This window comes from Romboutsia weinsteinii (assembly GCF_002250835.2).
Taxonomy (GTDB): domain Bacteria; phylum Bacillota; class Clostridia; order Peptostreptococcales; family Peptostreptococcaceae; genus Romboutsia_A; species Romboutsia_A weinsteinii.
This window is the reverse complement of the sequence record NZ_NOJY02000016.1, coordinates 1-12,584: the sequence shown is the minus strand read 5'-3', so window position 1 is coordinate 12,584 and position 12,584 is coordinate 1. Positions and strand designations below refer to the sequence as shown.

Annotated in this window: 12 protein-coding genes; 7 read left to right on the top strand and 5 right to left on the bottom strand. The window is 28.6% G+C overall.

Going from position 1 to position 12,584, the window contains the following annotated elements; genetic code table 11:
- Positions 1 to 22 precede the first annotated feature (22 nt).
- Positions 23 to 676: an NAD(P)H-dependent oxidoreductase gene (locus CHL78_RS10605; protein ID WP_094367381.1), complete on the bottom strand. Its 654-nt coding sequence runs from the start codon at positions 674 to 676 to the stop codon at positions 23 to 25.
- A 217-nt stretch (positions 677 to 893) separates the two neighbouring features.
- Here CHL78_RS10605 and CHL78_RS10600 point away from each other — a divergent pair, with 217 nt between their 5' ends.
- The gene (locus CHL78_RS10600; RefSeq protein WP_094367380.1) at positions 894 to 1,211 is read left to right on the top strand and encodes an ArsR/SmtB family transcription factor; all 318 of its coding nucleotides are present in this window, start codon (positions 894 to 896) and stop codon (positions 1,209 to 1,211) included.
- Between the two features lie 69 nt (positions 1,212 to 1,280).
- Here CHL78_RS10600 and CHL78_RS10595 read toward each other — a convergent pair whose 3' ends face one another.
- A complete protein-coding gene (locus tag CHL78_RS10595; RefSeq protein WP_116041470.1) occupies positions 1,281 to 2,903 on the bottom strand; it encodes an amidohydrolase in 1,623 nt (540 codons plus the stop codon).
- A 255-nt stretch (positions 2,904 to 3,158) separates the two neighbouring features.
- Here CHL78_RS10595 and CHL78_RS10590 point away from each other — a divergent pair, with 255 nt between their 5' ends.
- The 6 genes from CHL78_RS10590 (at position 3,159) to CHL78_RS10565 (ending at position 9,920) form a co-directional block, all read left to right on the top strand.
- The gene (locus CHL78_RS10590; RefSeq protein ID WP_094369161.1) at positions 3,159 to 3,410 is read left to right on the top strand and encodes a hypothetical protein; all 252 of its coding nucleotides are present in this window, start codon (positions 3,159 to 3,161) and stop codon (positions 3,408 to 3,410) included.
- 44 nt (positions 3,411 to 3,454) lie between these two features.
- Positions 3,455 to 4,375 (top strand): ribokinase, encoded by a 921-nt coding sequence (gene rbsK / locus CHL78_RS10585; RefSeq protein WP_094369160.1) that lies wholly within the window; start codon positions 3,455 to 3,457, stop codon positions 4,373 to 4,375.
- Between the two features lie 468 nt (positions 4,376 to 4,843).
- On the top strand, positions 4,844 to 8,011 hold the full coding sequence (locus CHL78_RS10580) for a DEAD/DEAH box helicase (protein WP_094369159.1): 3,168 nt from the start codon (positions 4,844 to 4,846) through the stop codon (positions 8,009 to 8,011).
- A gap of 167 nt (positions 8,012 to 8,178) precedes the next feature.
- Complete coding sequence (locus CHL78_RS10575) at positions 8,179 to 8,646, top strand: DUF4358 domain-containing protein (protein ID WP_094369158.1); 468 nt, start codon at positions 8,179 to 8,181, stop codon at positions 8,644 to 8,646.
- 109 nt (positions 8,647 to 8,755) lie between these two features.
- Positions 8,756 to 9,373 carry a hypothetical protein gene (locus CHL78_RS10570; RefSeq protein WP_094369157.1) on the top strand — a complete coding sequence of 206 codons (618 nt, stop codon included), beginning with the start codon at positions 8,756 to 8,758 and terminating at the stop codon, positions 9,371 to 9,373.
- Positions 9,374 to 9,509: 136 nt separating this feature from the next.
- Positions 9,510 to 9,920 carry a tyrosine-type recombinase/integrase gene (locus CHL78_RS10565; protein ID WP_094369156.1) on the top strand — a complete coding sequence of 137 codons (411 nt, stop codon included), beginning with the start codon at positions 9,510 to 9,512 and terminating at the stop codon, positions 9,918 to 9,920.
- A gap of 261 nt (positions 9,921 to 10,181) precedes the next feature.
- Here the strand turns inward: CHL78_RS10565 and CHL78_RS10560 are convergent, their stop codons facing one another.
- From CHL78_RS10560 to CHL78_RS10550, 3 genes are read right to left on the bottom strand one after another with little or no spacing between them, the layout of a single operon-like run.
- Positions 10,182 to 10,838: an ABC-2 transporter permease gene (locus tag CHL78_RS10560; RefSeq protein ID WP_094369155.1), complete on the bottom strand. Its 657-nt coding sequence runs from the start codon at positions 10,836 to 10,838 to the stop codon at positions 10,182 to 10,184.
- On the bottom strand, positions 10,835 to 11,704 hold the full coding sequence (locus CHL78_RS10555; RefSeq protein WP_094369154.1) for an ABC transporter ATP-binding protein: 870 nt from the start codon (positions 11,702 to 11,704) through the stop codon (positions 10,835 to 10,837). Before CHL78_RS10555 ends, CHL78_RS10560 begins: the two co-directional genes overlap by 4 nt.
- 3 nt (positions 11,705 to 11,707) lie before the next feature.
- Positions 11,708 to 12,082, bottom strand: coding sequence for a GntR family transcriptional regulator (locus CHL78_RS10550; RefSeq protein ID WP_094369153.1), 375 nt, complete (start codon positions 12,080 to 12,082; stop codon positions 11,708 to 11,710).
- Positions 12,083 to 12,584 lie beyond the last annotated feature (502 nt).

The window sequence follows — 12,584 nt, the reverse complement described above, 5'->3', positions numbered from 1 at the left end:
TTTTTGTTAAATAAAATCTATATTACTTAACCCAAGTTACAACCTCATCCATTGGTTGTCTTAACTTAGGGCTTGCTTCATTTTTTCTATATCCAAATGCGCAAGTTACAGTTACTTGGAATTTATCTGTATCTAATAAGCCTCTGTCTACAAGTATTTTTGTAAGAGCCTCTTTATCCATACCACCTATTACGCAAGAATCTATATTAAGCATAGCAGCACTTAACATCATACTAGATAGTGCTATATAATTTTGCTCATTGGCATAGCTTTGCATATCTTTATCATCTTTAAGTACCGTTCCCTCAAAGCTCTTCATAAATCCTTTCATCATAGATGAAACTTCTTCAGGAAGTTTCTTAACATCCTTTAATATATAATCTATATAAGCTGAATCAGATTTTATTTCTTTTGGAGTTCTGCTTAAGTAGATAACAAAGTGACTACACGTAGATATTTGCTTAGTTCCTCCAAAACAAACTCTACTTAGTTCTTCTTTTAAATCATGGTTTTCTACAACTATAAATTTCCAAGGCTCTATACCCATAGAACTTGCTGCAAGTCTTCCACCTTCTAAAACTACGTTTAACTCTTTATCATCTATTTTTTTAGTTGCATCAAATTCTTTACATGCATGTCTGAAATTTAAAACTTCCATTACTTCATTTGTATTCATATTTAATTCTCCTTTTGTAAAATATAGTAGTGAATACTAAAATATATATCGGTATTTACCGATTAATAAAGTTATAATATCATACAAGACAAATAATGTCTAATAAAATTTATAAAATAATTTTCTCAAACATTTTAAATACTACTGTATTATTGACAGAATCTATATTATATATAACAATAGTAAGTATTAATAAAGGAAGAAAGAGTGGATAATCATGGATTGTATAAAGATAATAAAAGCACTATCAAATAAAACAAGATTTAATATTTTATTATGGTTAAAAGACCCTAAATTAAATTTTGAAGAGTTTGGCTGGCAACCTCATAATAATGATGAAGATTCAAAACACTATGTGTGTGTAGGGTACATACAGAAAAAATCAGGAAATTCTCAGTCAACAATTTCAGAGCATCTATCAATTTTAGAAAAGGCAAATCTTTTAAGATCTCTTAAGATTGGTCAGTGGACTCTTTATGCAAGAAATGAAGAAGAGATAATAAAAATTAAAGATTATATAAACGAAGTATTATAGACTGATATTACGTATTAATATATAAAGAGCCGTATCATAAATAAATAGATACGGCTCTTTATATATTATCTAAGCTTTAAATACTGTATTATCTTCTTTTATAGTTTCTAAAACTTTTATATTTTTAATTTCTGATTTTTCAACTTCAAGAGGATTCTTATCTAGTATTACAAAGTCAGCTACTTTACCTTCTTCTATAGTTCCCTTTGTATTTTCTTCAAAGCATTGGTAAGCTCCATTTATAGTAACAGCTTTTATAGCTTCTATTATTGGTATTCTTTGATCTTCACCTAATACTCTACCACTTTGAGTCTGTCTGTTAACAGCATTGTGTATAGCTAGTATTTGGTTTGGCATTTTTACTGGAGGATCCTGATGTATTGTAAAGTTTATTCCTCTTTTTAATGCAGATGCGGCAGGACTTATTCTATTAGCTCTATCTGGTCCAAGTACTGATTCATAATGATAATCTCCCCAATACCAAATATGGTCTAAGAAGAATGTTGGTATAATACCTAGGTCTTTCATTTCATCTAATTGATCTTCTCTTACTGTTTGAGCATGTACCATTACTGGTCTTAAATCAGTTTTATTTCCTGTTAATTCTAAAGCTTTTCTATAACATCTTATAAATTGGTCAGCTGATGCATCACCATTACAATGAACATTTACTTGTATATTGTTTTCTACTAAAGTCTTAAAGTAGTCAGTTACTACAGAATCTTCTTGTGTTTTATATCCACAGTAATCAGCAGAATGTCCTTGTGGAACTTCATAATAAGGTTTAGTTAACCAAGCAGTCTTACCTTGAGGTGATCCATCTAACCATGTTTTACCACCCAATAATTTGTAGTGGTTATGATATTTTCTAGTTGGAGTACCTTCATTTTTTAATAACTTCATAGTTGTATGCTGTATTGCAAAACCAACAATATCTATTATTAAAGATCCGCATTGAGCTGCACCCTGTAGTAATTGATTCATACCTTCATCAACACTTGCATCTTGAGCTGTTGTAATACCTAGGGAAGCATATATTTCTTGAGCTTTTTTTATTGAATTCATAAGTGTTTCTACTGAAGGGCCAGGTATAAGTTTTTTCTTATCTGGGTCTAAGCAAGCATTTTCTTCTAGAACACCATTTGGTTCTTTTGAACCTTCTACAGTTCTTACAACTCCACCTTCTGGTACTTCATAGCTTTCACCTATGTAACCTAACTTTTCTAGTGCTATTGAGTTTGCCACTGCTAAGTGTCCAGAAGCATGACTTACATATATAGGTATATCTTTTGATACAGTATCTAAATCAAACTTAGTTGGATGCTCTTGGTTTTTAAATTTGGTATTATCATAACCAAACCCGATTAACCATTCACCTTCTTTAGGTGGATTTTCTGCTAATGATTTTTTTAGTATTTGTAAAAATTCCTCTTTAGAATTAGCTTCACTTAAGTTTACTACCATTAAAGTTTGAGACACAGCAACTATATGACCATGTGGGTCAATAAATCCTGGTAACATTGTTTTTCCTTGTAAATCTACTAATCTAGTATCTTGATCCTCAAGAGACAGTATTTCTTCTTTAGATCCTACTTTTAATATATTTCCATTTTCTACTAAAACTGCTTCAACTGTAGGATTTTTATCATTTACAGTTACGATGGTTCCATTATAATAAATAGATTTTTTCATTTTATCATCTCCTAAAAGTTTAACATTTAATATATTTATTATACAATATATGGCAAAACATAAATATCAGTTTATTTAAAAATGCAAAACATAATTTTATTATTTGTAAATAAAGTAAGATTATCCTGTATTTTATTTTCAGAATAATTATATCTTTTGGGTAAAATTTTATATTATTTCGTATTAATTAGGATATATTGGTATTTTTATGAATCTATGATATCATAATTAATAAAGATTTTAGGAGGATATTAGATGATTTACTTCTTAAAAGGTGAAAAGCAGGATTACTATGTAAACAAAGTGATATATGAAATTAAGAAAATACTACCAACTGCATATAGATGTTGTGAAGACAGTGAGGATGGAGAAGCTGTAGCTGGATGTGATGCTAGTGGAAAAGTAGTGCTTTGGATAACATTTGACCCAAGAGATAGAGAAGAAATGGACAAACATATAGAGAAAGGTACTTTATTAGATTATATTAAGTTAAGTATGGAAGATTAGATTATTAAGTTAAAATATATATTATAAATTAGGAGAGCAATAAAATGAAAAAGAAAGTTACTGTAGTAGGAAGTTTTATAGTTGATTTAATGGCGAGAACACCACATTTACCAAATCCAGGAGAAACAGTAAAAGGGTTAAGTTTTAAAATGGGACCAGGAGGAAAAGGTTCTAACCAAGCAATAGCAGCTAAAAGAGCAAATTGTGATGTTACTTTTATATCAAAAGTAGGAAGCGATGAATTTGGTGAAATGGCACTTAATACATTCAAAAGTGAAGGTTTAGATACAAAGTATATATTTAAAGATGATGCTTTAGAAACTGGAACTGCATTAATAATGGTTGATGATACAACTTCTCAAAATGAAATAGTTGTTACTTCTGGTGCATGTGATAACATAACTAAGGAAAACTTAGAATTATGCAAAGAAGCTATAGTAAATAGTGATATATTACTTACTCAGTTAGAAATAAATAGAGATGCAATAGAATCTACTATTAAATTAGCTCATGAAAATAATTCTTTAGTAATATTAAATCCGGCCCCAGTACAGGAAATAAGTGAGGACACACTAAGATTAGTAGATATAATAACTCCAAATGAAGTAGAGGCATCAATACTTACAGGATGTGAAGTAGTAACTGTTGAAGATGCAAAGATTGCAGCTACTAAACTTCAAGACAAAGGAATAAAAGATGTTGTTATAACTTTAGGTAAACAAGGTGTTTATGTTAAGAGTGGTAAGGAAGATAAATTTATTGAGTCTTATAAAGTAGATGCGATAGATACTACAGGAGCAGGAGACGCCTTTAATGGGGGATTTGTAACAGCATTATCTGAAGGAAAAGATATATTTGAAGCATGTAGATTTGGAAATGCACTAGCTGCACTATCAGTAACCAAGATTGGAACTGCACCATCTATGCCGCAGAGAGAAGAAATAGAAGTTTTAATGAATAAATAATAAAAGTATAAAACTTAGTATAATTAATAAGATCCAGTCGGAATTCTCGACTGGATCTTTTATTAGATAGAAAATTAAATAATTAGACTTGAATTTATTTTAGTACTTTAAACCTGATTTAGACTCTCTAAGATTAGTAATAAATTTTGCTGCTAATAATAATCCACTAAATAAAATTGTTGCTAACATAATCATTTTTTTCATGGTAAAGTCCTCTTTCTTTCTATTATTTTCTTATATATATTATAATAGGAAAACATTTTTTAAAAAAGACTATATTTCTATTGAATATTCTGATAAAATATTGATTATGCGGTTATTTTACATAATACAACAAATTAAGATATGTATGGAGACGAAGAATCAAAGCTATATGATTTTACTAAAGGATATTTTTAGTGAAAGGTATGGCTTTTTTTGTTTATTTATATATAATAAAATTTATAACAAAAGAAAAAGGTGAGACGAATGGACTTTAAAACAGTTAACGACATACTAATTAAAAATACAGATAATCTTAGATTAAGCAGAGGAAATACTTATTATAAAGATGGATATATAGATGATGTAAATTATGAAAGGCAAGATAGTTTATTAAGTATATATGGACAGGTTGAATCAGAGCATCAAAATCGTACATATAATAGCCATATTATTATGGATTTGGATGAAAAAAGCATAGTATCAGCTATGTGCGATTGCCAAGATTGTATATCAAGGACTACCTCATATAAGCCGGCAATATGTAAGCATATAGCAGCCATAACACTTGATGTGGTGAACTCATTAAGAAAAGATATTATTAATAACCTAAAACAAAAGACTGATACTGTAAAAGATAAGCACAAGCTTTCTAGAAATATGGATTTTATAAACAAGGATTTTTTAAATTACTTTAACAGCAAGCCTAAGGAAAAAGTTAATTTAGAAGTAGTCTTAGAATTGGTGGGAGACTATTCTGTAAGTGCTGACTTTAAAATAGGTATTGATAAGATGTACGTATTAAAAAATCTTAGAGAATTTGCATATGCAAGACTTGAAGGCAAAGACCTTATATACGGAATAGATTTTGCATACAATCCTGTAAATAACTACTTCTCTGAAGAAGATGAGAAGCTTGTAGATATGATAGAGGAGTATGGCATGAATCTTTCTAGCATATCTTCTCCAAATAGTTTTAGATACATGAATGTAAATGGATCGGCATTAAGGCGTTTGATTGAGATTTTACAATATAGAGATTTTGAATTTAAATATAGAAATCTTTATTATAATCCAAGAATTATAAAGGGAGAACTTCCTATAAATATAGATTTAGAAATGGGAAATGAAGAAATAATTCTAAAAAGCCATGACAAACTTCCTATTCCTATAACACAAAGTGGAGATATAGTTTTTTATGATGGAAACATTTATTTATTAAGCAAGGAAAGTGGAATTTACTATAATAAGCTACACAAAGTATTAAATGAATTTAAAGAGATTAGATTTGGCAAAAATGATGTAAGTGAAGTACTTACAAACATGGTTCCAAAGCTTAACAACATATCAAGTGAAGTGATAGTAGATAAAAAAATAGAAGCAAATATTTCCAAAGAGTTAGTAGTTAAATATTATTTTGATCTAGAAAACTCAAATATAACTTGTGATGTTAAATTTGAATATGAAGGTGAAGATGAGGGTAAATTTATAATAAGAGATCTTCAAAAAGAAGAAGAAGCAATATATAGATTATATACTAATTACTTTGAAAAATATAAGGATAAGTATATATTTAGAGGAAACGGCTATCAAATATATGATTTCTTGGGTAAAGAAATCAATAGACTTAGAAATATAGGCGAGGTGTATTACTCTGATAAGTTAAAAGAAAAGAAGATTTATAGCTCTAGTGCTATTAAAGTTTCTTTAGGCGAGGAAGTAAATCATTACCTAGAGTTTAAGTTTGAAATTGAAGGTGTTCATGAAAGTGAATACAAATCTATTATAGATGCGTTTAAGGTTAACAAAAGATTTTACAAGCTTGGTAATGGAAGCTTTGTAAATTTAGAAGATAAAGAAACTAGAGAGATGTTTAAGTTAATGGAGAGTTTAGGCTTTACTAGTAGTATGAAGGATATGAAAATAAATAGTAGTAAAGCTTTGTTTATTAATAATTTGATGACAGATAAAAAGATTCCTATAATAGATGGAATAGATAATGTTAAAGAAGTAGTAGATAAATTTAATAATCTTAAAAACTTAAAATGTGAAGTGCCAAAAGATTTAAATGCTAATCTTCGTGACTATCAAGTAGATGGGCTTAATTGGTTTGAAACCCTAGATTACTGTGGATTTGGTGGAATACTAGCTGATGAGATGGGTCTTGGTAAGACCCTACAAACCATAGGATTTTTATTATCAAAACAAGGAAAGAAAAGCTTGGTTATAACACCTACATCGCTTATTCATAACTGGAAGAGTGAACTTGATAAATTTGCACCAAGCTTAAAGATAGGTATAGCACATTCAGTTAAAAAAGAAAGAGAAAAAGTAATATCTAGTATTGATGATTACGATGTAATACTAACTACTTATGGAGCTTTAAGAAATGACTTAGAAAAGTATGAGGAAATAGACTTTGACTACTGTATAATAGATGAAGCTCAAAATATCAAAAATCCAACTACAGTAAGTACTGATGCAGTAAAAGCAATAAGAGCAAAAAGTAGATTTGCACTTACTGGTACACCAATAGAAAATAACTTGGTAGAGCTATGGTCAATATTTGACTTTGTTATGCCTGGATACTTATATAATTTGAATAAGTTTGACTCAATATTTATAAAAGATAAATCTCAGATAGAAAATTTAAAGAGAATGATAAGACCGTTTATACTAAGGAGAACTAAGAGACAGGTTATAAAAGAGTTACCAGATAAGATAGAAAAGCAATTTTTAGTAGATTTAAATAAAGAACAAAGAAAAATCTATAGCGTGTATGTAGAAGATATTAAGAAAAATCTTAAAGAAAAACAGGATATAAAAAATAAAATAACAGTATTCTCTTACTTAACAAAGCTTAGACAATTGTGCTTAGACCCAAGTGTAATAATAGAAGGATATAAGGGGAAAAGTGCTAAGACTGAGGCTTGTTTAGAGATAATAAAGGAATATGTTGAGATAGACAATAAAATATTAGTATTTTCTCAATTTACAACAGTGCTACAAAATATAGGTAAGAAGTTGACTAAAAATAATATAGAATTTAGTTATTTAGATGGTCAAACTAAGGCAATAGATAGAATTAAGCTTGTAGATGAATTTAATGAAAGTAATGAAAAGAAAGTGTTTTTAATTTCGCTAAAAGCAGGCGGAACAGGTCTTAATTTAACTTCTGCAAATACTGTAATTCACTTTGACCCCTGGTGGAATCCTTCAGTAGAGAATCAAGCAAGTGATAGGGCACATAGGTATGGTCAAAGAGAAGTAGTTGAGGTTATAAAGTTAATTGCTAAGGGCACTATTGAGGAAAAAATTGTAAAGATGCAGGATAATAAGAAGGAATTGATAGACGATATTATAGATGGTAATTTATCAGATGGTGGAATGTTAAAGTCATTGACTGATGATGAACTGTTGGATTTATTTAAGTAGTTTGTTTAAAGAATTATATAATTTTATTTTATAAAGTCATTGATTATTTAAAGATTTTGTATATATTTTGTATGATTTGTAAATTTTTTGTATATTTTTCATTATTTCTTATATTTTACTAGATTTATATAGTAAAATATAAATATATTTTAATTGGAGGTGTTTAAATGAAAAAAATATTACTTATTTGTTCTTTAATTTGTACATTTGCGTTAGTAGGTTGTTCTTCAGACTCGAAAGTTAAAGACGTATCTACAAACGATATAAAAGAGGCTATATTATCAGAAAAACTTATTGACGAAGAGAACATTGACGATATTGATGCTAAGGAATTTTATGGTTTTGAATCTGTTAAAGATAAGATAGAAGAAGGTTTTAAGCTTGGTGCTATGATAAATGTTAGGCTAAGAGATGTTATCGTTGTAAAAACGTCAGACCCAGAAGCTATAACTAAAGCTTTAGAAGAGTATAAGGAAAATTCTTTAAGGATGTTTGCTGATGGATACGGTGGGGAAGACAATATTGAAAGTGTTTCTAATTCTATTTTAAAAACAGCTGGAAATTATGTATACTTTATAGCTACTCCTAATGCATCAGATATAGAAGCATCTATACTAAAGGTTATAAAAGAGTAGTAGAGAGAGCTTTTGAATAATGTAAATTAGCACAAAGTCCAGCAAATAAACCTGCTGGACTTTAATGCTTAATATTTTAAATAGTCTATTTCAAGAAAGGTGGTTTATTATGAAAAAAAGAATAAAGATACTAATGATTGTATCAATAGCAAGTCTTTTAGCTATTGGATGTGAGAAAGATGTTTCTAAGAAAAATGATAAGCCTGATGAAGCAAATAAAAAAGCAGAGCAAGTAGTAGTTAGTGAAGAAAATGATATACCTTATTTAAAGACAGAAACAGGTGAGATTGATTATACAAATATAGATAATAGTATAATTGATGAGCGTTATGAGAAGGTAAACAAAAAAGATTTAAAGTATGAAACGATTAAGAAGAATAATGATAGGTCAGATGAAGAGCAGATAACTAAGATTATAGTGGCAGAACCATTAAGAGATAAAAATTATGCAAGTATATTACAGGGGTATACTTATTTTTCAGAAGTTAATCCAACAAGGGTTGCATACGATGAGGCTATAGAATTGGTTAACAAAGTTCTTCCTGATGATATAGTGAAGGTAAAAGAAGAAGAAGATACTGATGTTAATAAAAAGTATATATTTTACAGTTCAGAGAAAGGTAATTTTGTTGTAGGATTATGCTATGGATATGAATTTAATGAAAATAATGAAGAAGAGTTAAGAAAAGACATTATCGTTGGAATTGATTATCTTAGAGAGGTATAGTGATACATCAATATTTGATATTTTAGAGATATTAATATGCAAATAAAAAGGAGTGGATTTTTATAAAAAAGTTCCACTCCTTTTTATTTTGAAAATAGATTAATTTCACAAAGAAGTTATTCCAGTTGTTTATGTGATGTTTAAAGCAGGACTTAGAGTATCAGATGATTTAGAGTTAACGCATGATTGTTTAGTTAAATTAAATAATAAATATTGGATAACGATAGATATAGAAAAAGTTTATGTAGAAGGTCATAGAATACCTATTGATGATGAACTAGCTAATATGTTAGCAGTTTTAATTAATGATTTTAAACAATATAGCAATGAAGACAACAATCCTAAAAATTATATATTTGTTAGATATAAAGGTTCTCGTAAAGATAAGCCATATTGTCAAAAATGGATTAGAAGTGTACTTAATTTATTTGCAGTAGATTATAATATAACCGATGAACTTGGAAATAGATATCACTTTAAAAATCACTCTTTTAGACATACTTACGCCATAAAAATGTTAAATGGTGGTGCTGATATATATATATAAACAGTTATAATATAATTATATTATAACTGTTTACTTCACAATTGTTATCTAATCCGAAATAAAGATGATTCTAGTATGATATAGATAAATAGTAATTTGTCGTGGAGTTAATTATTACAACTTAAAAACTAATATGTATTGTCTACTTTCGGTTTTAGGTATAAAAAATATGCCTATCAACTGTTACATCGGTAGGCACATTGTTATCAAGATTTTAGTCAATTTTCTTGTTTCATCATGATATGATGATGTGATAATAAATTAAAATTCTTTTCGCTTATATATAGAAAGAGAGATAAAATAAGAAGATATAAGCATTATCGCACTAATAACAATCCAACCTATTCTATAAATCATATCTGCATTGTTTAGATTAATCAAGTATGGTGCTAAAATTACACTTCCACCATTAAATAAAAACAACATAATTCCCGTGGAAGTAAGTAGGAGTGTATTTACTTTATCTGCTCCAAATTTTAATACTAATGGATATAAAAGTGCTGGAACTAAAAGAGAATATGTAATTCCAAAACTGTATCCATAGCCAACTCTATCAAGATTCATTGGTTGAGCTGAAATAACAGATAATAATACTACAGTAAGTGTAGTAAACAAAACTCCTATAATAGAAAAAATTATGAAAGAAATATATCTTGCCCTTGTAATATCACGTATTTTTACTGGTAAAGTTCTTTCATATTTACTCCAGTTTGAAGTGTTATCCTTTTGAAGGGCAGTTCCAGCCAAACCTGTAAAATTTATTATTTGTCCAACTATCAATATTGTTAAAATAGTATCATTATTGGTGATTATCTCTGCTCCAATTATGACTGCAAAATTTACAACAATGCAAAAAGCTATATTCCATTTTAAAGCACTTCCAACTGAATAAAAATTATTTCTTATTAAACCCTTCATTTTATTTGTTCTCCTTTTGTAATAAGTGGTAAAATTTCATCAATACTTGTTACATCTATAGTAATATTTGGATATTTTTTTGAAAAACTAACTTTATCTGAAATTAAAGCTTCAATTTGCAAGCCTCTTTGTCTGTAAGAAATATATTCAGATTTTTGAAGTTTATCAAAATCATTTCGTTTCATACGGGCAATACCATACTCATAAATTAAAGCATCTTTACTTTCTGTTAAAATAATTTTACCATCATCAATAACCGCAATATAATCAGCAATCTTTTCAAGGTCACTGGATATATGAGATGATATTAAAATAGAGTTATTCTCATCTTCTACAAAATCTAAAAATGTATCTAAAATTTCTTCTCTCACAACTGGGTCAAGACCTGCTGTAGCTTCATCTAAAATTAGAAAACGTGCTTTATGAGAAAGAGCAATACTGATTGAAAATTTCATAGTCATACCACGAGAAAATGTTTTTATCTTTTTATCACTCGGAATTTTGAATTTTTCAAGATAAGAAAAAAATAAATCTTTATCCCAATTTGTATAGATATCCGACAAAATCTTTTCTATATTCTTCGCCGTTAAATCTTGGTTAAAATTAACGGTATCAAATACAACACCAATGTCTTCTTTAATAGAAATGGCATCATCAGTCATATCGTAACCGAAAAATTTTACTGTTCCACTATTCTTTTTAATAATATTTAAAATTGCATTGATTGTGCTGCTCTTTCCAGCACCATTTTTTCCCACAAAGCCCAAAATGGAGCCTTTAGGGATACTAAAAGTCACATTATCTAATTTGAAATCCGTATTTTCATAAACCTTACAAAGGTTTTCAACTTTTAAAGCGTAATCCATTTATTAATCCTCCTCATAGAATATTTTAAGTAGTTCTGTTATTTTTTCTAACTTAATACCGTTGGTGCGAGCAATATCAGCCGCTATCATTAAATGCTCTTCAACTTGTTTTTGCTGCTCTTCTTGTATAAAATCTTTATTCTGAGCAGCTACAAAGCTTCCTCTTCCAACGGTGGTTTCAATAAAACCATCTCGTGTTAAGTCTTCATAAGCCTTTTGAACTGTTATTACACTAACATGAATTGTTTTAGCAAGTGAGCGCATAGAAGGGATTGGGTCACCTGTTTTTAACTCTCCACTCATAATCATAGCTTTCATTTGTGATGTTATTTGTTCGTATATTGGCTTACTTGTATTACTACTGATTATAATTTCCACATGGCATCTCCTTTCGTTATGTAGTGTACTTATTGTATAAGTACATTATAGGCAATTAATACCATATCGTCAAGACATAAAAATAGCAGACTATATTTCAAGTCTGTCAAAAGTATATAAACACTTGGTATTTCATCGCTTTACAAATAGAACTGTATTTCTGTAATCTCATCAATACCAAGGTGAGCTGATTGGAGTTTTGTTTAGTGAACAGTATTAATATATTACGAACTAAAAAATCCATTGAATATATAATTATATATCTAGTGGATTTTTAACTTGTACACACTACACATATATAATATGTTAAGATTAAGTTGTTCTAATATTATTTTAGATTTACTCTTGATAATAGTATTTAGAAATAGATATGTTGAATTAACTTAGTGCAAGTCTTTGCCCTTTGCTTTAATGAAACTATTTTGCAATTGTTATATAATGCGAAATAATTATACTTTTGATATGATATAGATAAATTAGGGGGGATTTTAGTGATAATAAG